Origin of the sequence: Streptomyces sp. NPDC006207, from assembly GCF_040613835.1 — a bacterium.
Taxonomy (GTDB): Bacteria; Actinomycetota; Actinomycetes; order Streptomycetales; family Streptomycetaceae; genus Actinacidiphila.
In genome coordinates this window covers 1-24,038 of the sequence record NZ_JBEXSX010000088.1, presented here as the reverse complement: position 1 = coordinate 24,038, position 24,038 = coordinate 1, and the positions used below count along the sequence as shown (strand labels likewise).

Annotated in this window: 19 protein-coding genes and 3 pseudogenes; 16 read left to right on the top strand and 6 right to left on the bottom strand. The window is 64.2% G+C overall.

Translation table 11 applies throughout. From position 1 onward, the window contains the following. Positions 1-233: 233 nt before the first annotated feature. Positions 234-1,165 (top strand): annotated as a pseudogene (locus ABZ312_RS41075) (transposase); the annotation flags it as partial. Further along, positions 1,158-1,777, top strand: a pseudogene (locus ABZ312_RS41070) (IS630 family transposase); the annotation flags it as partial. The pseudogenes ABZ312_RS41075 and ABZ312_RS41070, both read left to right, overlap by 8 nt. A gap of 123 nt (positions 1,778-1,900) precedes the next feature. On the opposite strand, the gene ABZ312_RS41065 reads toward ABZ312_RS41070, so the two are convergent. The 3 genes from ABZ312_RS41065 to ABZ312_RS41055 form a co-directional block, all read right to left on the bottom strand. Beyond that, positions 1,901-2,593 carry a hypothetical protein gene (locus ABZ312_RS41065; protein WP_500439905.1) on the bottom strand — a complete coding sequence of 231 codons (693 nt, stop codon included), beginning with the start codon at positions 2,591-2,593 and terminating at the stop codon, positions 1,901-1,903. Further along, positions 2,574-2,906 carry a helix-turn-helix domain-containing protein gene (locus ABZ312_RS41060; protein ID WP_500439904.1) on the bottom strand — a complete coding sequence of 111 codons (333 nt, stop codon included), beginning with the start codon at positions 2,904-2,906 and terminating at the stop codon, positions 2,574-2,576. The genes ABZ312_RS41065 and ABZ312_RS41060 overlap by 20 nt, the downstream gene beginning before the upstream one ends. A gap of 488 nt (positions 2,907-3,394) precedes the next feature. Beyond that, positions 3,395-4,240 carry an alpha/beta fold hydrolase gene (locus ABZ312_RS41055; RefSeq protein WP_500439903.1) on the bottom strand — a complete coding sequence of 282 codons (846 nt, stop codon included), beginning with the start codon at positions 4,238-4,240 and terminating at the stop codon, positions 3,395-3,397. Between the two features lie 427 nt (positions 4,241-4,667). On the opposite strand from ABZ312_RS41055, the gene ABZ312_RS41050 reads away from it, so the two are divergent. The 3 genes from ABZ312_RS41050 (at position 4,668) to ABZ312_RS41040 (ending at position 6,715) form a co-directional block, all read left to right on the top strand. Beyond that, positions 4,668-4,805, top strand: coding sequence for a hypothetical protein (locus ABZ312_RS41050; protein ID WP_500439902.1), 138 nt, complete (start codon positions 4,668-4,670; stop codon positions 4,803-4,805). Between the two features lie 271 nt (positions 4,806-5,076). Then, a protein-coding gene (locus tag ABZ312_RS41045; protein WP_500439912.1) for an IS630 family transposase occupies positions 5,077-6,173 on the top strand; the annotation gives its coding sequence in 2 pieces (ribosomal slippage) (positions 5,077-5,499 and positions 5,502-6,173; 1,095 coding nt in all). Between the two features lie 311 nt (positions 6,174-6,484). Continuing rightward, a complete protein-coding gene (locus tag ABZ312_RS41040; RefSeq protein ID WP_500439901.1) occupies positions 6,485-6,715 on the top strand; it encodes a hypothetical protein in 231 nt (76 codons plus the stop codon). 495 nt (positions 6,716-7,210) lie between these two features. Here ABZ312_RS41040 and ABZ312_RS41035 read toward each other — a convergent pair whose 3' ends face one another. After that, the gene (locus ABZ312_RS41035; RefSeq protein WP_500439900.1) at positions 7,211-7,519 is read right to left on the bottom strand and encodes a helix-turn-helix domain-containing protein; all 309 of its coding nucleotides are present in this window, start codon (positions 7,517-7,519) and stop codon (positions 7,211-7,213) included. A 691-nt stretch (positions 7,520-8,210) separates the two neighbouring features. Between ABZ312_RS41035 and ABZ312_RS41030 the strand changes: the two genes are divergently transcribed. The 9 genes from ABZ312_RS41030 (at position 8,211) to ABZ312_RS40990 (ending at position 18,539) form a co-directional block, all read left to right on the top strand. Further along, positions 8,211-8,984, top strand: coding sequence for a S8 family serine peptidase (locus ABZ312_RS41030; protein WP_500439911.1), 774 nt, complete (start codon positions 8,211-8,213; stop codon positions 8,982-8,984). Then, the gene (locus ABZ312_RS41025; RefSeq protein ID WP_500439899.1) at positions 8,977-9,597 is read left to right on the top strand and encodes a GAF domain-containing protein; all 621 of its coding nucleotides are present in this window, start codon (positions 8,977-8,979) and stop codon (positions 9,595-9,597) included. The genes ABZ312_RS41030 and ABZ312_RS41025 overlap by 8 nt, the downstream gene beginning before the upstream one ends. Before the next feature lie 85 nt (positions 9,598-9,682). Then, the gene (locus ABZ312_RS41020) at positions 9,683-9,865 is read left to right on the top strand and encodes an aroma-sacti cluster domain-containing protein (protein ID WP_500439898.1); all 183 of its coding nucleotides are present in this window, start codon (positions 9,683-9,685) and stop codon (positions 9,863-9,865) included. A gap of 65 nt (positions 9,866-9,930) precedes the next feature. After that, positions 9,931-13,002 (top strand): AAA family ATPase, encoded by a 3,072-nt coding sequence (locus ABZ312_RS41015; protein WP_500439910.1) that lies wholly within the window; start codon positions 9,931-9,933, stop codon positions 13,000-13,002. Between the two features lie 150 nt (positions 13,003-13,152). Beyond that, positions 13,153-14,157, top strand: a complete 1,005-nt coding sequence (locus tag ABZ312_RS41010; RefSeq protein ID WP_500439897.1) for an ATP-grasp domain-containing protein — start codon at positions 13,153-13,155, stop codon at positions 14,155-14,157. A gap of 142 nt (positions 14,158-14,299) precedes the next feature. Continuing rightward, positions 14,300-15,052 (top strand): spermidine synthase, encoded by a 753-nt coding sequence (locus ABZ312_RS41005; protein WP_500439896.1) that lies wholly within the window; start codon positions 14,300-14,302, stop codon positions 15,050-15,052. A 75-nt stretch (positions 15,053-15,127) separates the two neighbouring features. After that, positions 15,128-16,321, top strand: coding sequence for a YcaO-like family protein (locus ABZ312_RS41000; protein ID WP_500439895.1), 1,194 nt, complete (start codon positions 15,128-15,130; stop codon positions 16,319-16,321). A gap of 168 nt (positions 16,322-16,489) precedes the next feature. Continuing rightward, the gene (locus ABZ312_RS40995; RefSeq protein WP_500439894.1) at positions 16,490-17,017 is read left to right on the top strand and encodes a TfuA-like protein; all 528 of its coding nucleotides are present in this window, start codon (positions 16,490-16,492) and stop codon (positions 17,015-17,017) included. 271 nt (positions 17,018-17,288) lie between these two features. Further along, complete coding sequence (locus tag ABZ312_RS40990; RefSeq protein ID WP_500439893.1) at positions 17,289-18,539, top strand: MFS transporter; 1,251 nt, start codon at positions 17,289-17,291, stop codon at positions 18,537-18,539. 360 nt (positions 18,540-18,899) lie between these two features. Here ABZ312_RS40990 and ABZ312_RS40985 read toward each other — a convergent pair whose 3' ends face one another. Together ABZ312_RS40985 and ABZ312_RS40980 are read right to left on the bottom strand one after the other, a co-directional pair. Then, a complete protein-coding gene (locus ABZ312_RS40985; RefSeq protein WP_500439892.1) occupies positions 18,900-19,397 on the bottom strand; it encodes a hypothetical protein in 498 nt (165 codons plus the stop codon). 153 nt (positions 19,398-19,550) lie between these two features. Continuing rightward, positions 19,551-20,286, bottom strand: a pseudogene (locus ABZ312_RS40980) (IS5 family transposase); the annotation flags it as partial. Positions 20,287-21,637: 1,351 nt separating this feature from the next. Between ABZ312_RS40980 and ABZ312_RS40975 the strand changes: the two are divergent. Then, on the top strand, positions 21,638-23,416 hold the full coding sequence (locus tag ABZ312_RS40975; protein WP_500439891.1) for an AfsR/SARP family transcriptional regulator: 1,779 nt from the start codon (positions 21,638-21,640) through the stop codon (positions 23,414-23,416). Between the two features lie 431 nt (positions 23,417-23,847). After that, positions 23,848-24,038, top strand: a 191-nt coding sequence (locus tag ABZ312_RS40970) for a lipase family protein (RefSeq protein WP_500439890.1), incomplete at its 3' end; no start/stop codon positions are given.

Here is a 24,038-nt window from a genome sequence, read left to right as displayed (position 1 = left end):
CACCAACCCATACAGCGTGGCGGGTGCCACGGCTTGCTGCTCTGACACCCGCCACGCCTGTTGACAACCAAGTGCGGAGGGTCGGGCGGTCCGGCTCCGGCGACCTGAGTTAGCCTCGCGCTTTCACGAGGTGGGCTGTCCGAGGCTTGATCACAAACGGGGAAGTGCTCCTGACCTGCAACTATGGGACTTGCTGAGGTCCTGTCGGTTGCGAGGAAAGAAGCACTTCCCAGGTGAAGAAGCGTATCGGGTCGTACCCCCGTGTCCGTGTCGAGGGCGGCGGTCGTGGGGTGGTCTCGCAGGCCGGGTTGCTGGTTTAGACGGCCCACAAGGCAGGCCTGGATCGGGCGATATCGCAGGCGCTGGAGCCGTGGAGGCGGCAGCGAGCGGTGCACGATCCGGGCAAGATCCTGCTGGATGTGCCGCTCGCGGTCGCGCTGGGCGGGGACTGCCCGTCAGATGTCGGCATGCTGCGGGGCGAACCGACGCTGTTCGGGCCGGTGGCCTCCGACCCGACCGTGTCCCGGCTGATCAACACCCTGGCCGCGGGCGGCAAACGCGCTCTGGTCGCGATCCGCGCAGCCCGTGCGGCCGTGCGGGAACGCGTCTGGCAGGTGGCCGGACTCGCTGCCTCGGACGCGGACGTCCAGGTCACCATGGACCTGGACGGGGTGCTGGTGATCGCGCACTCCGACAAGCAGGACGCGATGCCGACGTGGAAGAGGACCTTCGGGCACCATCCGCTGATGGCGTTCATCGACCACGGACACGGTGGCTCCGGCGAGCCGGTCGTGGGGCTGCCGCGACCAGGGAACGCCGGTTCCAATACTGCCGCCGATCACATCACCGCTGCCCGACTCGCCCTGCCTCAGCTGCCGAAGCGGTTCCGGCGAGGACGCCAGACCCTGATCCGTACCGATTCCGGGGACGGCCCCGACGAGTTCCTGGTTTGGGTCGCCCAGCGTGGACGGCGGCTGTTGTACTCGGTCGGTATGACCATCACCGACGCCATCCACCAAGCAGTGCTGCAGCTCCCGGCTACCGCGTGGACATCGGCCGTTGAACCGGGCGGCGAGATCGCCGCGGCGCCTGGGTCGCCGAACTCGCTGGTGACGTCCTCAAGGGCTGGCCGACAGGGATGTGGCTGATCGTTCGCAAGGAACGCGACCTGGGACGAGGTAAAAGAGCCCGGGCGGCCTGCGGGGGCTACATCTGCTTCGAGGATGAGGCAGGCTTCACCCGCCGACCGCCCAGGGGACGCACCTGGGGCCGGCGCGGGCACACCCCGGTCGTGACCGTCCGCGGACGCCGCTCGGGACGGCTGTCGGTGGCCGGACTGATCGCCGTGCGACCCGGCTCCCGCACCAGACTGTGCCACCGCCTGCGCACCCACACCGCTGGCCGCGGCAAACGCCGCAGTATGAGCGAGCGCGAATTCATCGCGCTGATCGACGGCACCCACCACCTCGTCAAGGCGCCCATCGTGCTGGTCTGGGACCGCCTGAACACCCACGTCTCCCACGCCATACGCGAGCTGATAGCCGAGCGCGCCTGGCTGACGGTGTTCCTGCTGCCTGCGTACTCGCCCGACCTCAACCCCGTCGAGTGGGTATGGGCGCACGTCAAACGCAGCCTGGCCAACCTCGCCGTCGTCGCCCTCGACCGACTTGAGACCCTTGTCCGCAACCGGCTCAAGCGCCTGCAGTACCGGCCCGACACCCTCGACGGCTTCATAGCCGGCACCGGTCTGACCCTCGACGATCCAGCATCACCCTGACAAGCCGAAGTCAGGGTAGCCACCCAAACCTGCAGCAGACCCATATGGCAGACCCGCCTCGCCCACCCGGCGCCTACGTCGCGGATGCATCTACTGCATTTGAGGAATCCAGTATTACTCCCTTCAGCCCAGCCACCCGCGGCGAGCCGCCTGCCAAGCCAGTTGCATCCGTGTGTCGGCGCCCGCGAGGTTCATCAGTTGTTGGATCTGGCGCTGGAAGGTGCGTTGACTCAGACCCATCTGACCGACGATGGTCCTATCGGCGACCCCTGCCATGAGCAGCGAAAGCAATTGGCGATGCGTCCTGGAGAGCGTGGGGCGGCTGGCGACCCCGTCGCTCGCCTTATCCTCGCCGGTGGCAGCGACCTTGAGCGGGACCGAGGTCTCCCAGTAGCGCTCGAAGAGCGAGATGAGCGCCTGTAGCAGGATGCTGCCGCGCACGAGGGCGGCCGTGGCCTCGCCGGGACTGCTTTGCGCCCCGGCGGTGACCAAGGGGCAGATGGCGATGGACCGGTCGACGACGGCCAGACGCAGGGGCAAGTGCGGCACGGAGCGGGCTACCTCACCGGCCTCCGCAGCCTCGACCACATGACCAAAGACGCCTTCGTCATCGAAGAACGCCCTCTCATACAGCACCCGGTAGCGCACCCCGCGCCGGAGGGCATCGATTTCCGCGCGGTTACTCCCTGAGGACATGGCGACGTACTGGGCTTTGCAGAACCAGGCCACCTCCTGGCGTGCGTCGTCCTGCACCTTCTGCAATAGCCGGCGCAGCGCCTCGGCACCGGTGATCACTTCAAATGAGCTGCCCGGCATCCCGCTGACGCACGGTGTCGCGGTAGCTCTCGAGCAGATCCGTGACCGCAATGCGGGCCCTGTCGAGTGCGTCGGCCTCGCGCTGCAGCCGCGGCAGTAGCGCCAGGTCGGGCGATGTGGCGGCGAACTGCCGGGGCACTCGGTCAGTACTTCTGACCAGTCCCTTGGCGTCGAGGGCGGCGAGGCTGTCCTCGACCTGCCCGATTGGAAGTCCCGTCTGTGCCGCTATCTCGTCGGCCGGGGCCGTCACGCTGGAAACCAGAAGTCGGTAGATGGCCTCCTCGATCGCGGTAAGGCCGGTTGCCTCGAGCATGCCCTGTTCCTCCGGGTGAGGACCGATACGGATGACGGTCTTCTCGCAAGTCGATGCGCGAATGTTGATCCAATCCCGGTGTCTGCCCTGGCGTTACAAGACACCGGGGGCCGTGTAGGCAGGGTTCCTGCCGCCGACCCCAAGGGCTTGGTCAACGGACCAGCACTCGGGTCCTGCGAGCGCAAGAGAGCTGGAGCGCCCGCCAGCACGCCGATGAACGTAAGCGCTGTGAACTACCCCACGCTTCGTCCAAACCGCCTAGCTGAGCTGCCATTGGTTCAGGGAGTCACTGACTGCCTCAACTTGACGTTTAACCTTGCAGGTCACTCGACCTGCTGAGATCCCAGGGACCTTGCGGCACGCGACGCGGCCGTTCTTCACGCTTCGAGATGTCGAGCAACGAATCGGCCTTGCTGCATCAGTGAGTTCGGCTCGGTAGGCAGAGTGCCCCGGCCCGTGGTGGCGGACCGGGGCACTTGTCGCGAGCGTCAGCTGACCGCCTCGGCAGCCTCTCCGATGAGATCGGCGACGACCTTGGGGTAACTGATCATCACGACATGTGATGAGAGCGGCACTTCGACGACCTTGCGTGCGTTCGCACGGTTGTACATCCAGCGTTCGCACGCCGGCGGGATCGCCTTGTCCCGGCCGGCGACCAGCCCCCACGTCGGGATCGTCTTCCAGGCCGCGGCCGTGGTCGGGTAGATGAAGGAGTCGGCATCGAACGGCCGCTGCGTGGCCTGCAGGACCCGGAATGCAGCGGTGGGTATGTCAGCGGCGAAGGCCGCCTGGCCGTCCTTGCTCAGGTACAGGTCGGTTCCGGTCGTGCCGTCGGCCTTCATGTACGGGACCGGCACGCTCACCGGTTGGACCTCGCTACCGGGGAACTTGGTGATGAGCTCCCCCTGAGTCTCGCCGACGTCGGGCACGAACGCTGCAATGTAGACCAGCGCCTTGACGTTGGGCTTGCCGGCAGCAGCATTCGTGATGACCGTTCCCCCCATGGAGTGCGCGACCAGCACGACTGGTCCGCTGATGGAGTCCAGCAGACTCCCGATGTACGGGGCGTCGGTCGGAATACCCCGCAGCGGGTTCGACCCACAGATCGTGGTGTACCCCTTGCCCTGCAACTCCTGGACGGTGGCGTTCCAGCACGACGAATCGGCGTAGCCGCCATGCACCAAAACGATCGTGGGCTTCACCTTCGACGTCTCCTTATCGATGGGTGCCGACGTCGCGGCAGCCGTTCCTTCTGCGCCGACTATCAGTGCCGCCGACCCAGCCAGCGCCGCTCCGGCGGCCAGTACCTGACGGCGGGAAAAATCTGTACTCATGGGACTCCTTACACATCGAGGTTAATAAGGGATGAATCCGATGGAGAGGTCACCGCCAAGCCGCTACGCCAGCGCGGCGGCCTTGCAGGTCTTCCGGGCCCGTTGGCGTGGGCCGGAGGCCTTCGGGGTGCTCGACGCCCGTCGTCGCCGATGCGGCCGGGGACAACAAGCGCCAACTGAACAGCTGTGCCGTCAGGAGTTCTGCTCAGTCGGCGGACTCAGCCGCGCATGGCTGGCTTGATTGGTGCGGGACGCTATGGATGCTACGGGGAGCGTTCTTGCCGTGGCTTCCGCCATATGGCCTACTCAGGGGCTTGCGACCGCCCGACGGTCGCCTTCAGCTCTTGATCTCGTCGTGTCGCGCGTCACGCTTTGTGGCTGGATTCGTTTCTTGCGGCTTCAGACCTGTGAAGGAGTCTGACCGATCATGGTGAGCCCGCCAGAGGTGCCGCCGGAGGAGAAGGTTCGGACCGTGCTGTCGATCCTGGCCGGCGAGGTGAGCGTCGCCGAGGCCGCGCGGCAGGCGAGGGTGTCCGAGCAGTCGATCGGGAATCGGAAGCGCTAGTTCCTGGAGTCCGGCCGGACGGGCCTTGCGGGAAAGTCCGGCCCGAGCAGTCGGGAACAGCAGCTTGAGGCGCAGGTTGCGGACTTGACGCAGGCGCTGGGTGAGGCCGCGGTCGAGCTGCGGGTGGGGAAGAAGTCCGCTGAGGGCCGGATGGGCCTTCGAGGACCTCGAGGTGATCCGCAGCGATGTGGGCACCACCGTCCCGACGACTACATCACCCGCCCTCGGGCAGTGGAACCCGGTGCCCACGCGACAGCTGGACCGTCGGGGAATGCTGACGCCTGAACGGCAGGCGTTTCGCGAGCGGATCCGAATGGAGGCCGCCGAGCGGTTTGCCGCGGGCGCCTCCAACGCGGAGGTCGCCAAAGACTTACGGGTCAGTGTGCGCTCGGTGCAGCGCTGGCGCCGGGCCTGGCTGGACGTCGGCACCGCAGGACTGCGGTCGTCGGGTCCGGTCTCCCTGCCGAAGCTGAGTGACAGGCTGTTCGCGGTGCTCGAGGAGGAACTGGCCAAGGGGCCGGTCGCGCACGGCTGGCCGGACCAGACCTGGACGCTGTCGCGGATCAAGACGCTGATCGGCCGCCGTTTCCACAAGAGCTTCACCCAGTCGGGAATCGCCCTGATGCTGCGGCGCCACGGCTGGAGCCATCAGGTCGCGGCCCGGCGGGCACTGGAACGCAACGAGGACCGGGTGACCGGGTGGATCAAGGAGACGTGGCCGCAGGTGGAAGCACCGCGGCGGCGCTCGGGGCCTGGCTCGTCTTCGAAGACGAGGCCGGATTCTCAATGACGCCGCCGACACGCCGCACCTGGTCCAAGCGAGAGCACACGCCCGTCGTCCGCGTCCGTGGACGCTCCCAGCGCCGGTTCTCCGTTGCCGCGCTGGCCTGCTACAAGCCCGGAGAACGTTCCCGCCTGATCTACCGGCCCAGACGGCACGAGGACCACAAACGCGGCGGCCGGCGCAGCTTCACCTGGACCGACTACCGCGACCTGCTGAGCACAGCACACCGGCAGCTCGGCGGCCCGATCGTCCTCATCTGGGACAACCTCAACGTGCACAAGGACGCCCGGATGCCGTCCTTCATCGACGCCCAGGACTGGCTCACCGCCCACTACCTGCCGCCCTACGCACCCGACCTGAAGCCGGTCGAGGGAATCTGGTCACTGCTGCGACGCAGCTGCCAGGCCAATACCGCTTTCGCCAACCCGACCACCCACCTCATCAGCGCATTCCGCCACGGCCTCCGCAAGATCCAGTACCGCAGCAACCTCGTCGACGGCTGCCTCGCCGAAACGATGAAGGAGTTGGAGGCCGAGTTCGCCGCGACGTCGGCGGGGTCGGAGCAGGAGCGGGACGGTTGGTAGCAGCTGCCGCCGCCCGCGAACACCCAGGAACCGGCTCATCAAGGCCCCCGTAGGCCTGGGCCACCTTGTTGACCCTCTCACCGCCCACGGTGCCACTGCGAACGCCCCGAGTCCCTCGCAACGGCGACAGCCCGCGGCGACATCGTTGCCCGCCTCCGCGCCACCGCCCAGCCGGTTTACGCCACCAATCCGATGGCCGTCGCCCGCTAATGCGACCGACACGCAGCGACCCTCCGAAGTCTGACACCTCGACGCGGTGCTGCTCGCGGACACCCTGCGCACGGGCAAGGCCGCCCGCCAGCCCCTGCCCGATGACTCCGGAACTCGGCCACGCCATTGCAGTTCTGGCAGGTGACGAACAGGACGCCATCGGGGACCGCACCACAAACTCCGTTCACCTGGGCGAATACTTCCTCGGCTGCCTCGCCGCCTTCCAGCACGCCCGCGAAGGAACGAGCGACGGCACCCGCTCCGTGCTGACTACCGCCCTGGCTTCGGAACAGGCGGCCAATATGACCCGCAGTAGCTGCGCCCGCCGCTGAAGAAGGCCAGCCGTCAGCGGCATCGAATTTCACCGGGGCCGCACCGGTTACTCGGGCATCCGGCAGCAGAAGCCTCGCCGCCACAGCCGACGGGTCAAGGACCAGTGTCTGTTGGCCACCCTCAAGCGCTGGTGCATCTTCCGTCCCGCTCGCTGCAGCCCCAACCTTCTGTCGTCAGCCCGCCCTGGCCGACCTGGCCTACCTCGGCGCCGGCGGCACCTTCGCCACTCCGACCAGACGCCCGCCGTGGCGGCGGTGCTTGCCGGAGTAGTCGGTGCGTCCGTCGCCGACCCGGTCGCACTCGGCGTTGGCCAGGTTTGTATCAGGCCAGGGCAGCGACGGATAAGCGGCGGCGGGAGCGGCCGCGGACCCGGATGATCGGGGTGCGGCCGCGTCGGGCCCAGGTGCGGTGGGTGGGCGGCGTCATCGAGAAGCCGGCTTCGGCCTCGAAGACGAGCCAGGCGTCGAGCGCCGCCGCGGTGCTTCCACGCTCGGCTAGGTCTCCCTCACCCAGCTGGCCACCGCTGCCTCGTCCCGTTCCACGGCCCTGCGGGCGGCGACCTGGCAGGTCCAGCCGTTCCGCTTCAGCAGGGCCGCGACCCCCTGGATCGTGTATGTCTTGTGGAAGCGTCGGCCGATCAGGGTCTTGATCCTCGACAGAGTCCAGGTCTGGTCCGGCCAGCCGCGCGCGACCGGCCCCTTGTCGAGTTCGGTCTCCAGGACCGCGATCTGAGGAGCGGCAGCGAGGCCAGTCCCATCGAGGCCAGGGCCCGAGGGCCGCCCGCTGACCAGGCATTCCGCCATCGCTGCACCGAACGCACGCTGACCCGCAGTCATGTGCGATGAGCGCGTTCTCATCTCCTTGTGCGAACCGGTCGCCCGCCTCCAGTCGCAGCCGTTCCCGGAACGCTCGGCGGTCAGCCCGCCGCCCTGCGCGTACCTCGTTCAGACGGCATACCTCAGGGATCACGCCCCGTCAGCCCCCAACGACACCACGCATTCAAGGTCAGTAGTGGCGGACGTCTCCTAAGAACTGATTACCAGTTTTTTAAGTGTCACGCCTTAGGTTACTCATCAAGCGGTTCACAAAGCGGCCGCCCCGTATTGGTACGACAACTGGGAGACCAAAATGGCTGTTGCCCCTACCGGATACAGCGAAGAGCCCGAAGACGTGATCGGTCACTCCGACGAGGCCGAGGCCCAGGGTCTCACCGACCAGAACGGCGAGGAAGCGTCGGACGAGTAGGCGATCCGCCACTCACTGGCGCGAACCCACGAGATGGCCCGCCGGCTCGACCGGCGGGCCCTCTTGGTGGTTGGACGTGCTGATGGGCCGTCGTACTCGTGTCGGAAATTCACAGACCCAGTTCGTGCGGGACACCGGTCCGACCAGGTCGGCCGGCGATGGAGAGATAGCATGGTGGTGAGACAAGCTCAGGCGGACAGTCCGGTGTTGACCTGGAGTCTCCTTGGCAGAAGTCCGTCCGAGCTCCGGGTGACTACGGACGGCAGAGAGGTCCCCGTCGACTGGGCATGGGGAGGCGCCGATGGCCGCGGTGTCCGTGTGTGCGTCCTGGACAGCGGCGTGGCGGGTGATCACCCCATGGTCGGGGAGGTCCAAGCGTCCTTCATGGTCCGCGTCGAGGACGAGGAGGCAGTTGTCGAGGAGTGTGAACCGGAGGATCTCAGCGGCCATGGCACGGCTTGCGCGGGCATCATCCGCCGGCTCGCCCCCGAATGCGAATTGCACAGCGTTCGCGTAATCGGAAAGAACAAGCGCGGTACCGGAACGGCTCTCCTCGCAGGTCTAGAGTGGGCCATAGCGCAAGGGTTCGACGTCATCAGTATGAGCCTGTCGACCCCGCAAATGAACTACTTCTCCGACTTGCACCGCTTGGCGGACGAAGCCCATTTCCGGCGCAGCGTACTGGTAGCGTCCGCCCCCAACCGGCGGGGCGAGAGTTTCCCTTGGCGCTTCGCGTCCGTGATCTCGGTTGGAAGCCATCGGGAGAACGACCCGGATCTTGTACTGTCGAATCCGCAGCCGCCGGTCGATTTCTTCGCTCACGGTCAGAACGTACTCGTTCCCTGGTTTCGCGGGGGCACCGTGCGGATGACCGGCAACAGCTTCGCGACTCCCTATGTCGCGGGACTATGCGCGCGCATCCTCTCGAAGCACCCGGCGCTGACCGTCGTTCAGCTCAAGAACATCCTGTACATGACGGCTGCAAACGTTTTACCTGCTCCGCTTGAGGTGACAAGTGACTGACAACCAGGGCACATTGCCCCAGGCACGCGCCCTGATCCCGGGCGGCAACCAGCACGGCCACGACCTCCTTGACGCTGTGCCACGTGTGGCCGCCGCCATCTTCGGGGCGGCAAGCAGCTCCATCCTTCTGCTCGACCGAGAGCGCGACGAGCTTGTGTTCTGCTCGGTGTCCAACCCGGACGAGCGCGAGCTCGTGGGGACACGATTCCCCGCAGGGCGCGGCATTGCAGGCTGGGTGGTCAGCGCCATGGAACCGCTCATCGTTGACGATGTGAGGCAGCTCGAAGTCTTCGCCAGCGATGTCGCCCAGGCGACCGGCCACCTACCGGAAGCGATGATGGCCGTCCCGCTCCTTTACGACGGGGACGTGCTCGGGGTCCTGGAAGTGATCGATCCAGCCCCTCAGTCCCGATCAAGCCTCAATGAGCTGGAACTCCTCGCGCTCTTCGCCCAGCAGGCCGCGATATCCCTACACACACTGCTCTCGGAGACAGGCCCGGTGGCTCAGCCGCCGGACTCCCAGCCGCTCGCGTTCCTCGGCCTGACGCCTGACGAGCGGGAGGTCGGCTTGCGGATCTTCAGGGCTCTGCAAGGAGCACTCGGCTCTACATGATCGGCAGCAGTGGGGAACCCGCGCTCCGCACCACGGTAACCAGCGAGTACAGCTGAACAGAAACCGCCAGACGAAAGGATGACTCGTGCCAATCGATCCCTTGCAGGCCCTGCGTGATGCCGGGCACCCAGTGGACCTCTTGTCAGACAGACAGCAGGAAGTCTTGCGCGGCCTCAGCGAAGAGGAGATCGCCGTACTGAACGGTCTCAAGGACCGACTGGACGCGGTGGCTGACGAGGTCGAGGCCCATGACATCAAGCTGCTGTGACCGCTCAAGGAGAGCGGTGCGCGCGCTGCGACGCTCTGGCCGGCCCCACGGCACGCTACTGCTCGATGTGCGGTGCACTTCTCTCTCCCCCGGACCCGTCACCTGAGAGTCGCCGCATCGTCACCGTCCTGTTCGTGGACCTTGTCGGTTCCACATCGCTGGCCGAGAACGTCGATCCCGAGGCGCTGCGCACAGCGATGGACAGGTATTACGCCGCGTGTACGGCGGCGATCGCGGACCAGGGAGGCGTGACGGAGAAGTTCATCGGTGACGCCGTGATGGCGGTCTTCGGCGCCCATCGCACGACCGGCGATGAGGCGTTCCACGCGGTCAAGGCGGCGCTCGCCGTGCGCTCCTCACTGAGTGAGATCAACTCCGCTCTCGCCCAGAGCGTCGGGATCCGGCTGGAGATCCGCTGCGGACTTCAGTCGGGGGAAGCGGTCGTTGTTGGTCTACCTGGCCCGGAAGGGGCTAGGGTCATCGGTGACGTCGTCAATACCGCGGCACGGCTGCAATCCGCTGCCGACGTCAACCAGATCCTCATCGGGGACGAGACCGCACGACTGGTCGACGCGCGTGTGCTTATCGCGCCCGTCCGCCCCGCCGTCCTCAGGGGCAAACGTGATCCGGTCGCGGCGCACAGGGTCATCGGTCTCGCCGCGGAGACAACGGTCACCGACGTGGTGCCCATACTCGGACGGAAGTCCGAACTTGACCAGCTTCAAACTTCCCTGACGACTTGCCAGGCAAGTCGGACGGGCCGGTTCGTCGGCGTCACTGGTCCACCCGGCATTGGCAAGTCCCGGCTCGTCAGGGAGTTCGTCGACGGTCAAGCAGGGACGTCCGCGTACATTCTGCGCGCGGTGTGCCATGTGCACGGTCGTGGCCTGACCTATCAGCCGATCGCCGAGCTGGTCCGAAGCGTTCCGGGCGGCTGGGACGACGTCGTGGACCGGCTACGGCCGGCTGAGCTCGGTGGGGAGCGAGCCATCAGCGCCCTCGCCGCCGCTCTCGATCTGGACCGGGATCGGACGGTAGGCGTCGCAGACATCGCGTGGGCGGTGCGGTGCCTATTCGGTGCCTTGGCGCGGCAACGGCCGCTGATCGTCGTAGTGGAAGATCTTCACTACGCCGAACCCACGTTCCTCACACTGCTCAGAGAGGCCGTCAGCACGGTTAGCGCCCCTGTGCTGGTGCTGGCCACGGCCCGGCCGGAGTTCCATCTGGTGCACTCCGCCTTGCCCGCCGACGGCGCCGCTGCCATGTGGATGAACTTGGAGGCGCTGTCGGCTGCCCACACGGAGCGGTTGGTCCGGCTGTTGGCCGCGCGGCCAGGATCGCGCCACCACGGCGCGCATCCTTCCATGCTTACCCGGGTTGCCCAGTCGTGCGAAGGGAACCCGCTCTACGCAGAGCTACTGCTCTCTTCCCGTACAAGCCCCGACGAACCGGCCAGTCTCCCCACCACCATTCGTGTCTTGCTGGAAGCGTGGCTGGACCGCCTGCCCGAGGCTGACAGGGAGGTGTTGCGTCACGCAGCCACCATCGGTCCTGCCTTCTCGGTGGGCCAGCTACTGCCAGCCGAAGCCGACGAGGCGGACGGACAGCGACTCCACGCCTGCCTCGAGCGGCTCCGTACCGGGGGGACCATCCGCTATGGCGGAGCGGACGGATTCCATTTCACGCAGTCGCTGGTACGGGAAACGCTGTACGAGATGACGGCTAAGAGCCGACGCGCCGACTGGCATCTGGCCGAGGCGGACCGGCTCGCCAGGATTGAAGCCCTGCCCCCGCCCGCGGACGCTCCCGTCGTGGACAGCGCACTGGCGCACCACCTGGAACGAGCTCACCAACTCTACAGGGAGGTTCAGCCCAACGATCCGGGACTGGTAGGCCTCGCGAGCCGCACTGTGCAGGCCTTGATCCGGGCAGGCACCCGAGCCCTGCACCGCAAGGATCTGCCGGCCGCGATAGCCCTGCTGGAACGTGGGCGTGACCTGCTCCCCGAAGGCGACGAACGGCACCGCGTACTAGCCGTGCGTATGTATGACGCGTATACGGCACTGGGGGACTGGAACCGCGCCGATCGCGCGTTGACGCACGCGGAGGACTGCATGCCAGGGGACGGGCGCACGACTCGTCTGGCTGCACTGCTACGGCAGACCCTTCGTATCCGCTCGGAAGGATCGCACGGCGCCGACCCAGACCTCGAACCGGATCTGAGCGCCGACCGGGACGACGATCTCAGCTGGTGCCGCTGTCTACAGCTCCGCGCGTTGCGCCACTTCAGCGTCGGCCGCCTCGGCGAGGCCGAGGCGGCGATGCGACAGGCCCTCGCCAGGACGAGCACCATGAACCTCGAAGTGGCCCAGTACGAGGCACCTCGCCTGTACGCCGCGATATGCGAGCTGACGCAGTGGTCACCCACACACGCGCGAGAAGGCATCGCGCTGTGCACCCGCCTCATCCCCCGGCTCTTTGACAACCGCGCACTCCTCGTCCCCACTCTGCTCACCCACGCCCGACTCCTTGCCCTGGCCGACGAAGTGGACGAGGCCAGGTCGGTACTGGTTCAGGCCCGCACCCACGTCGACGAGCTCCAGCTCGCGCTGGGAGCGGCGGCCCTTGAGCAGGTCGAGGGGTTCATCGAGGGGCTGTCGGGGAAGCATGACCTGGCTCGGACGCGTTACGAGCAGGCAGCTCGGCAACTGGACGTCCTGGGCATGGGCGGCGACGCGACAGTTTCCCGGATAAACGCTGCTTACCAGGCATTCCGGGCAGGCGCTCCAGTATCCGAGATAGCTTCCCTCCGGCCCGCGTCGGCCGAGCAGCTGGATACGCGCGGCACGGCGTTGTGGTGGGCGCTGGAAGCACGCGTCAGCGCCTCGCGGGGACATGAGACGCAGATGGAGACAGCCGGTCGGCGAGCCGCTGAGGCGCTGGCCCGTACCGACGATCCGGTCCTCATCGGCAGCGTGTGGTTCGACCTCGCCCAGGCCATGGCCGAACTCGGTCAGACGACGAAGGCACGACAAGCCGCGAAAAAGGCCGAAGCCAGCTTCCGCCTCAAGGGCGCGCGGCTTCTGGAACGAGAAGTGAGCCGCTGGACGGCTTCAAGGAAGAGAGCACTGCCGTGACACCCCCTCCAGGCACCGAGCCCCCTGCCGCCACCTCAGTGGTGCGCCGATGTGGAGCACCGCTACGAGTTGGCGTGCACCGGAAGAGCCCGTCCGTCGGGCGGACACGGGAGCATTTGGAAGAAGCCTGGAACACGCTGGACAACAATCGTGACTGACCACAGAGTTCTTCTGGTCGGCCGGGCCCGGGACGCCGAACATTCACGGCTCGCCGAGGACCTGCACAGGGCCGGCATTCCTTGGACGCGCCTCAACGTCGACGAGCTCGAAGCGGTCAAATGCACGGTCGACCTCGCGACGCGGACCATCACCTTCGGCGACGTCTCGTTCCTGCCGACCGTCACGTGGATCCGCCACTTCTCCATGCGAGCCACCTCCGCCCAAGGGGACGATACGGCCGCCACCATGCTGCGCGACGACTCCTGGGAAGCACTCGTCGCACAATTGGCCGCGCTCTCCCGAACGACGATCGGGCTGGATGCTCCAGGGCAACTGCGGCAGCTAACCGACGCCGCACGACTGGGAACGCGGGTTCCACGCACGACTGTCACGACGGACGTCGCCGAAGCCCTGCGTTCGGCCGCGGACCGCAAAGTCGTTGTGAAGACAGTCGACCGCCACTATGTCGAGCCGCTTCCGGGGCAATTCTCCTGGTTCCATCCCCAGCTCTTTCCTCCCGGACGCACGCCATCTGCTGCCGCACTGCCCCATGGCGTACCAACCCTGGCCCAGGATGGCCTGCCCGTCGTGGTTCAGGAGTACGTACCCCACCGCACCGAAATCCGCCTGTACCTCGTCGGCACGCGGGCCCATGCGTTCACAGTACGGAAGCACGAGCCCAGCGACATCTGGCTGCGCCCCGAGACCGTGCGCGTACGACAGGTCGAGCCGCCGGCGGACGTACTCGACACCGTGCGGCGGCTTGCGGAGCTCTGGAACCTTCGCTACGGCGCCTTCGACTTTCTGATCGACGACGCCGGACCCGTCTTCCTGGAGATGAACGCCCACGGTGACTGGCGGTGGTACGAACGCCAGGCGGGTGTCGATGACGTGAGCCGGGCAGTGAGTCACCTGGTGGCGTCCCTACACCGGTCTGCGGGCGGAGACGACGGAGCCTTCGATCTGCTGACCTTCCTGAGCGCGCGGCGCACCTAGCCTGGCGAGATCGACAGGTATTCATTATGCGCCGATTAATTACGGCTCCCTAGCATCAGGAAGCGGTCGGTGATCCGAAACCGCGCGACGCACCGCACCGCCAGCGTGACCACCGCAGGCGCACCAGAAGGAGAACGCAGTCATGGCAGAGGCAGCGGTTCACCATGCCCAAATAATGGTCGAATCCGGTCTCGCGGAACTGGTTCCGAGCGCACGCAGGCAAGGAGCTTACAAGCTTCGACTCAACGGCACCGACATGTCCTATATCGACTTGGAGCGACCTCAATTTTTGGCCTTCTACTACATGCGCTGCATGGCAGGAGTGATAAAGGCCTACGACTTCGTCAACCCGCCGAGCATCCTGCACATCGGAGGCGGAGCGATGGCACTGGCGCGGCATGTCGCCATTACTCAGCCCGGATCGAAGCAGGTGGTGGTTGAAGCCGACAGAGGGATCATTGAATTGGTGGCGGATCGCCTTCCACTACCTGTCGGTGCCAGCGTGGAGGTCGAGCACGGAGATGCCCGGTCCTGGGTGAGTACCCGCCTAGTCGAGCGATCGACGGACGTAGTAATCGGTGACGTATTCGTCGAGCACGATGTGCCCGAATGGACAGCGTCGCCGGCCTACATCGAACACGTGCGAAAATCTCTACGCCCCCGAGGCATATACATGGTCAACATATGGGACTCGGATCCCCATCTGGGTCAGATGTTGGAGACGCTCCACTCGACCTTCAGATATACGTGTTCAGTTGTCGCTTCGAAAGGCGCCACGTCGCCCCGCAATCTCGTCGTCATCGCCTCGGATACGGCGCCGCCGTACGCGTCCATCGCCGCCAACGTATCCCCGTTTCCACTCCGGCGCACTCTTGCAGACTCCGCCGGCAGTTGATCCGACGTGCCGCTTTGGCAAAATGGAAGAGTTTGTGCCACTCAACGCCATGGAAGGGCCGAAAGAATGCTACAGATGACATCCAGTCTGAGGGACCGGCCGCTGGAAGAGACCCTAGCAGCCGCAAAGAAGGCCGCTCAGACCCTCGGGATCACGCGCGTCACCGATACTACGTGGCTGGACTACATCGGTATCCCAGTGTACGCGAGCATTCGCGCCGACTCGCTCACCGTCTGCGTGAACTCAGGCAAGGGAGCACGGCCCGCAGAGGCCATGGTCGGCGCCTACATGGAAGCCATCGAGTTCGCGCTGGCCGAGCCGCGGAACTCCAGCCTCAATATGAAGCAGATGAGCGTCCGTGAACTCTTGGAGCAGAAGCACGCACGGTTCAGCATGGAGGAATTTCGTCCTCGATCCACCAAGCGCATGTCCGCTGACACCCTGATCACATGTGTGGAGGCAGAGGACATTCTGACGGGCGACAAAGCATGGATCCCGGCAGAGCTAGTCTTCGTGCCATTTCGTGAGGGGCCGGGCCGCTCGATATTCGGCTCCAGCACCAACGGCCTATCCTCGGGAAACTCCATTGACGAGGCTACCGCGCACGGCATCTGCGAGATTATCGAACGAGACGTGCAGTCGTTCTTGCACGTTGGTGCACTGTCATCTCACTTCGTCGAGCTCGGTGAGTCGGATGGGCAGGTTTTCGACCTTGCCTCCAAGGTTGCCCGGGCCGGCCTGGAATATGGTTTGCGCTTCGCCGGGAATGAGTACAACCTCCCCTATTTTGAAGGCTATGTCATCGAGAAGGGCGTGGGCTTTCCGCTGACCGCCGCTGGTTATGGACTGCATCCGTTCAAGTCCATAGCAGCTGTCAGAGCATTGGCGGAAGCGGCCCAGTCCCGGCTGACCTATATCCATGGCGGGCGCGGGGATCTCGTCCGTATCCACGAGCAGTTTCCCGATCCGAAGGCTCTGGAACGTGCCATGCTGGAATCGAATGAGCATGCGATGAATAGACAGAGCTGCGTCACGTACTCGTCTATCGAAGGCATGGAGCTCTCGGCACGGACCAGCGCGGAGTTGGTGGCAGGTATCTCTTCTATTCTCGTTGAACGTGGGTTCTCCCACATATTCAGAGTTGTCCTTTCCCCTCCGGACTTTCCTGTCTCCGTCGTCAAGACGGTAATTCCGCGCATGGAGCACTACAATCCCGGAGATGTGCGGACGACCGTCGGCCCCAGGCTCAACCCCTATTTCGACCGGTAATTATCGCGAGGGAATCTAATGGGAAATGCGGCAGTTGTGTTCGTTGGTCCTAGTGCCTATGGTCTATCGGACAGTACCTTTGAGAACGTTGAGGTCCGACCGCCTGTTCGTCGCGGCGATATCGATGACCTGGTCAAGTCATCGAAGAGTGTCGGCGTAATAGCCGTCGTGGACGGTACGTTCCACTCCACGCTGTCGGTCGGTCATACCGAGATCCTCGGCGCTCTGCGTAAGGGGTGGGAGATCTGGGGTCTTTCTTCCATGGGGGCAATCAGGGCGGCGGAGATGCATCACCTGGGCATGAGGGGGTTCGGTGACGTATTCGATCGGTACGTCGCCGACCCGGACTTTTCCGACGATGAAGTCACCATGCTCCATTCCCCGACGGAGCCGTATGTGTCGTTCTCCGAGCCGATGATTCACATCAGGCAGTTCGTCGATCACCTCGCGCACCGGGAGATTATCTCCGTCAATGATGCCGACGAGGCGAAGTCCTTCTTCAAAAACAGGTGGTACGGCGACCGCTCGCTGGGGCGGCTCCGGCAGTACCTGATCAGGGAGCAGGCACTGCCAGTCAGCCTGCTCGACGAGGAGATGGGGGCCTTCGAGCGCTTCAGGGTCAAGACCATCGACTTGGCTCGCTTCATGGAGGTCTGCCCTTGGAAGAGCCGGCCGAACGCCACCACCCAAGGTTGACGCCGCACCCATGAGCCAACCTATGGGTTGGTGTGGCGCAACACGGTGCGTGACGTCAGACAGGCTGGCGACCCCCGAAGCGGTCTTGGCTGGACTCCGCGGATGTGCTCGCAGTCAACATTATGAAAGAGTTGTGTGCTCATTAATCGTCGTGCCTACGTTTCAGCTCGGCAGTTCCCAAGCAGAGCACGGGCGACGGTCCGGGCACGGATGTCTCTGGATTCAGGAATCTGGCGGGATGATGGAATTGAGTAGTACTCTCAGTAGGGGCATGATCCAGAATCTCTCGCCCCTGCGCTCGACTCCCTACAGAAACCTCATCGCGGGACGAGTCGTCGGCACATTCGGCAATGCTATTGCGCCGATCACGTTGTCGTTCGCTCTGCTTGATGTCACTGGCTCAGTATCCTCACTCGGCCTAGTTGTGGGTGCGCGGTCACTCACGAACCTGCTCTTCCTTCTCGTTGGAGGCGCACTCGCCGACCGATTCTCTCGCCGTCTAATCCTGGTTGGCAGCAGTCTTGCCAGCGGAGCAACGCAAGCGGCGATGGCATTCGCTCTCCTGCTTGGATTCACCTCTCTGCCGTTGCTCATGACGCTGTCCGCAGCAAGCGGATTCTTCAGCGCGTTTGCGTTCCCCGCTTCGGCTGCCCTCGTCTCCCAGACCGTGCCTCCTGGCGGATTGAAGCCGGCGGTCACTCTGCTGCGGCTGGGATCTAATACTGCAACGGTGGCCGGGGCCTCCGCAGGTGGGCTCCTCGTCCTCATCTTTCCGCCAGCCTGGGGTCTGGCGGCGGATGCGCTAACGATGTGCCTCTCCGGCCTTTGCTTTGCGCGCATTCGCATCGACACGACAGTAGTCGCACGAAAGCCCCCATCCAGTCTGCTTGCTGAACTGAAACAGGGATGGGCCGAGTTCATCAGTCGGTCTTGGGTTTGGGTCGTTGTGCTCTCTTTCTGCTGTATAAACGCAGGATATGCGGCGACCATGCAGGTGATCGGCCCAGTCGCAGCGGATCGAACGGTGGGGCGCGCGGTATGGGCCTACGTGATCGTCGCGCACACCGGGGGCATGTTCCTCGGTGCCGTGGCCGGATTGAGGCTGGACCCCAAGCGCCCCTTGGCCATCGGCATGTTGAGCGTGAGCGCCCTCGCTCTGCTGCCCATCACCTTGGCGATGTACCCAGTTACGGTAGCCCTGTTCGCGGCCGCGATAGTCGGCGGCATGGGCTTGGAACAACTGGGCATCTTCTGGGAAACCTCCCTTCAGCGGAACATACCCGCTGACCGGCTTGCTCGCATTTACTCCTACGATGCGTTGGGATCTTTCGCCGCCATCCCTCTTGCTCAAGTGAGCGCGGGACCTCTTGTGCAACTGGTGGGGCTCAATTCGGCTCTTCTGGGTATAGGCATCATTATTGTGGGCGCCAGCGTCTGCGCGGCAGGAAATCGCAGTGTGCGAGCAGTAATCCACACAACCCAGCGGGACGAACCCAAAGAGATACTTGACGCTCCGTGCTAGTGCCTGACCACACAGAATCCGCAATTAATGCCTCGGAAGGGGTTTCATAGCGGCTCTGATCGACGAGAGTTGCGGAACTGTCCCCCGGAGATGATGCGTTGGCGCCCGGAAGGAGTATCGATGATTCCTCGCATCTTGATGAGTGGAACGGAATCCTGACGGGCAACTGAGATTCTAGAACCTCTCATTTGGCCAGGCGGTCTGGCTCCTCTCGCGCTATACGCCGCGCGAGAGGAAGCCTCTTGCCCCACCGGCGAGGAGTCGTGCTTGCTTCGATCGGCTTTCGTGCGGAGCTTGGTGAGGTCCACTCAGAGCGCGTTTGAGATCTCGGTGAACTCGGGTGGTACTTCGAATTTCGGCTCAGGTGAGGAGTCGGACGCTCGGAGAGAGTGCGCTGATGGAGAGCGGTTGGGCACAGTGGTCGCAGGTCTGGCGTACTGGCCTGACCATGTTGGTCTGGACGCTGAATGATCCCGGCAGCTGAGACTGCGGGCAGTAGTACCCGCCGTATAGCCGAACCCACGGTGCATCCGTTAGAGCGGAGGCTGGCTGAGCCCGCTTGATGTCGTGAAATGGTGCCCACCAGTAGTCGACGATGCTCCGGAGTGCCAGCCGTTCCCGCTCAGCAGTGACGTCAAAGCTGGCAATCCGGGCCGCGATGGGGTGCTGGGGACGCTCTCGGTCCGACGAGCACGTCGCCTGCTCCTCGCCGTGCTGGAAGAGCGTCGTGCGGCCAGTGCGCTCGCAGATGAAGCAGTCCAGGCTCAGTTCCAGCTTCTTCTGCCAGTGCAGGCTGTGGAAGCCCTCGCCTTGGAAGGAGCCTGCCAGTTCGGTGGTGATCTCGACGCTTCTTAGCACCGGGTGATGTTCTCAGACGGCCTCGCGATCCACGGCCTGGGGTGTTGTTCGTCGCAGAGGTGTTGGGCCGAGGCGGGTGGCAGGTCCTCCGCGGGTGAGTCGGCGGAGTATCACGCTGATCACGGCCCAGCGGATCATGGTCTCGGCGTGGGCAGGGCGCTGTTCGTAGTCGCGGGCGAGGCGACGGTGGGTGGTGAGCCAGGCGAAGGTTCGTTCCACGGCCCACCGCTTGGGGTGGACCTGGAAGCCCCGCTGGCCCGGCTCCTTGCGAACGATCTCCACGGTGCGTCTCAGGGCTGCGGCAGCCCAGTCCACCAGGCGGCCGCCGAAACCCTGATCCGCCCAGATCTTCTGCACGCTGGGGTGGTCAAGCCGGGTCCACAGTAGGGAACGACGGGCGCCATCGCGGTCCTGCACGCTGGCTGCCATGACGTGGACGGTCAGAAGGAGGCCGAGGGTGTCTGTGACGATGAACCGCTTGCGGCCTTTGACCTTCTTGCCTGCGTCGTAGCCGCGGGTGTCGGCCGGGACGGTATCGGCGGTGCGTATCGACTGTGAGTCGATCAGCGCCGCGGTCGGCTCCGCGCTGCGGCCCTCGGCCTTCCGTACCTGGTCGCGCAGTGCGTCGTGGATGCGGGCGACGGTGCCCTCGTCGTGCCAGCGCACGAAGTACCAGTACACGGTCTGCCAGGGAGGGAAGTCATGCGGCAGCTGCCGCCATGCGCAGCCGGTGCGAACCACGTACATGATCGCGTCTACCGTCCGGCGCCGCGGATGCTTTTCCCGGCGCCCGCCCTTCGGCCCCGTCCGCGGCGCTGGTAGCACCGGTTCCACCAAAGCCCACTGCTCATCCGTCAGATGACGGATAACCCTCCCGAGCGCTACTCACACTCCCATCAACGAGCGGCTGCCATCACCGACACGTCGGATCTCAAACACGCTCTCAGACTGGTCGCTGATCAAGCGACTCGTCGAGAGGCAGGGTCCTTTCAGCCCCGATGGTTCACCAGTCGTCATGAGTCATCGTCGGTTTGCTGACGGAGGCTCCGTAAGTCTTCGCAGCCTCTCCAGGGTGAGCATGGTTGTGGCTGCGCTTGAGGCGTCCGCGTTCGAGGGGATGTCGAAAAGACATGCGCCCGTTTTAGTAACCGCTGTAGAGCAGTGAGCGTTTCGTAGGCACGGCGAAGGTACCGCCGACACGGGGTAGGCGTTCGCGATGTGGTGAGTGCGGGCCGCGGTTAGGTCGCGGTAGGTCCACACGATGTCTCGGTCATGACCTACCTGGAGGTTCACGCCGTGGCGGTAGTTCTTGCCGCAGCTAGTCGGCGCGGCTGTCGCTCAAGTGGCCATACTCGGCGACGGGGCCGTCCACCGGATACATACTCCGCATTCGCCTCGAGCAGGGCGCGGGTCAGGTCGGGAGCACGACCAAGTCCGTTGACGGACCGGATGTAGGCGCAGGTCGTTCCAAGGCAGCCGGCAGCGCCTGTGCGCGGGTGCCGTGGTAGAGCCGACACAGGTCGACCCAGGCTCGCTGTGAGGGCCGGAGCCTGCAGTAGCGGTCACCCATTCAAGCAGCTGATGCGCACTGCAAGGCTCTGTGCTTGGCTGGCCGGCCGGAGTTGGATAGGACGGCCAGCGTTGCTCGGCGGACGGCAGATGAGGGCGTTGCGGGCCCCCGCCGGCAGGCAAGCCCCCGATGCAGAGCTACCTGCTCCGAGCGAACACACGGGGTTCACCGACAAACTGACACACGCTCAGTAATTTCAAGTTAGGCCATTTGACGGATGTAGTTCCCACGCCGGATTCGTAGATTTCTCTCGCGGATGTCTAGGTCGTCACGATCCGAGTCCGCCTTCGGATACCGGATGCGGACGCAAAGGCCGGCCCCTCGTCTGCTGTAGGGCTCCGTTTCCATCCCCCCACTTCGACGGGAATCCGACATGAGGGCGACGGTGCCTAATAGGCACACTTCGTACACTTCGCCGTCGGGGGCGTGCCATCGATGCCCCGTGGTGCTCCTCGCCGATGGCACGGCCTCCCTTCGCTCTATGCGGTTCGGGCAGACCGATGTGCGAACTGTTGTTCTGCTTTATAGCGGCGCTTCACATTAAAGTCGACGCGAGGGCTTCGGATAAAGGGCCGCACATGACATGGGTTCCGCACGCACTCAGTGGTCCCACATCGAGAGAGTTTTTCACCTTTGCCTTGGTGGAGACCCGGGAAGGTTTATGCCGCGCATGCGGGAGTTGTCCTCAGGACTGCAATTCAAGATACTTGGCGATCTCAAGGTCGAAGACCATGGCGCTGAAATCGCCTTGGGTCCAAAGAAGCAGCGCCAAGTACTTCTCGCGTTGCTCAGCCGTAGGGATCGGTTTGTCTCGGTTAATCAGATCATCGACGTCGTGTGGCCGGAAGGGGCGCCGGATACCGCAAGGAAGAACCTGAACGTCTACGTCTCGAACCTGCGAGCCATCCTCAATCGCAGAGGCCAGTTCGGCCGAATAATCTATCGTCAGGGTAGCTACAAACTTATCGCTCGCAACGACGAGACTGATGTCGGGCAGTTCGAGGACCTTGTCGGGATGGCAAGGGAAGCGATGTCGCTCGGCAGGAACGACCAGGCTTGCAGTCTGCTGCGCAGGTCACTGGATCTGTGGCCGACACCGCCGACCTTGAATGGATTCCGCGGCAATGCCGACATGATTTCCGAGTACGGGGACTGGCTGTACGAACAATACGTCAGTACGCTCGAACTATGGGCGGAAATTGGAGGAATTAGTGGCGATCCCGCCGCTATAGCTGATAAAGCCGCCCGGATCCTTCATGTAGATCCGGCTCGGGAGCAACTGGTCTCCTGCTACATGCGTGCGTTGGTTACGTGCGGCCGGCGATCCGACGCGCTGTCGGCGTACGAAAAGCTACGACTGTATCTGGCTCGAGAACTCGGGATATCGCCCAGCGGTTCCCTGCAGCGACTCTATGACGAGCTCCTGGCTGATCCGGCGGTTCAATTCGAAGAGGAGATGGCCGGCCTGTCGCTTCTTCCGAAGGACCTGGCGGACTTCTTTGGAATGAGTGACGCCTTGGCTGAACTCAAAGAAGGCGTCTCCGAGAGGAGTGGTTCTATCTTGGTCTGGGGCCCGGCGGGCACAGGGAAGACGAGCCTGGCCGTTCACTTTGCCCATGGAGTGAGTAAGGAATTTACTGGCGGCAGAATATTTGTGAACGTGTCCGACGAAGAGGGGCGGGCTCGCAGTATATCCTCCATGCTAAAGGAAGTATCCTACGGGATTGGCGAGAGCCCCGTTTTCCCCGAGGACAAGGAAGCGGCAGTCGCCGCATGGCACAGGTGGCTTGCCGATCGCAGTTGCTTGATCATCTTCGATGATGTGTCGCGGTCACATGAATTTTCCAAACTCATGCCCAGGACCGGCGGGTCAGTTGCCATAGTGACGTCGAGGTTTCGTCTGGGCGGTCTGGGATTTGATCGTCGGATTCGTGTACCAGAGCCGGATTATGACGAAGCGATGCAATTGCTCCGGGTTATCGCGGGCGATCTTGGGTATAGCGAATGGGGCAACGTGCTGAAGAGAGCGTGTGCTGTCGCGAGTCCGCTCAGGGCCGCCATTCGTATCCTGGGAGCGAAGCTGTCCTCGATTCCGGGTACACATCTCTCTGAATATGCGGCATCGCTGAATCCAGATACGCTCACCTTGGGCACGTTCGACTATGATGGACTTTCGCTTCGTGGGATCTTTGACCGTCAATGGCGCGATCTGTCGTCAGCGCAGCGAGTGCTTCTCCGTCACATAGGCCAGACCTCCCACGGAACTCTTGATGTGCAGGAATCCATGAATATCCTGAGCTGCGACTATGAGCGGGCCGCTTCTGAGTTGGGCAGTCTTGCCGAGCAGGGGTGCCTGGAGCCTGTAGTTAGTGGCCGGAATTCCCTGGTGCCTAGTTTCAAGATGCCGAAATTTCTCAGCCTGTATGTAAGGGAAGTTTCGGCTGACTGAGCGTGTCCCCATCCTTGCGAAGCTGGCGATCGGCCAGTTCATGGGGTGGCTGTGGTTCCGGCAGTTCAGCAATCTCTGCCTGGGAGATCAACAGGGCCATGTACGGGCGCGGCATTCTACCGCAGGAGTTCCATCGGCTCGTCATCCTGGTAAGCGAGTCCAGGCCCAGCGTTCGCTACGGAATCGGCGGACATGATTACCTCGGCGAACGGGCCTCGCGTAGGCGAGGGGGAATCAACCATTTCCGCAGGCGCGTCCCGTCGTGGGCAATTGCGGCGCAGGTAGGGCGCGCTGCTCGTCGGCCATTGCCGTGCTAGATTCTGCCGAATTCCGGATCTAGGTCATCTGACTGAAGCGACAGAGAGGGGGTCTCCATATCGTAAGAACATCCCGGGACCCGGGGCTTCCTGATTGGAGAGGGGTACATCACTATGACTGAACGAATGCCTATAAGGAATGTGGTTCTCGTTCATGGTGGATTCGTTGATGGATCCGGTTGGCAGGGCGTTCACGAGCGCCTCTTCGAGGCGGGCTACAACGTCAGTGTGGTGCAGAATCCGACCGAGTCTCTTGCTGGGGACGTGGCGGCGACGCTGCGGGTCGTGGCGGAGCAGGACGGGCC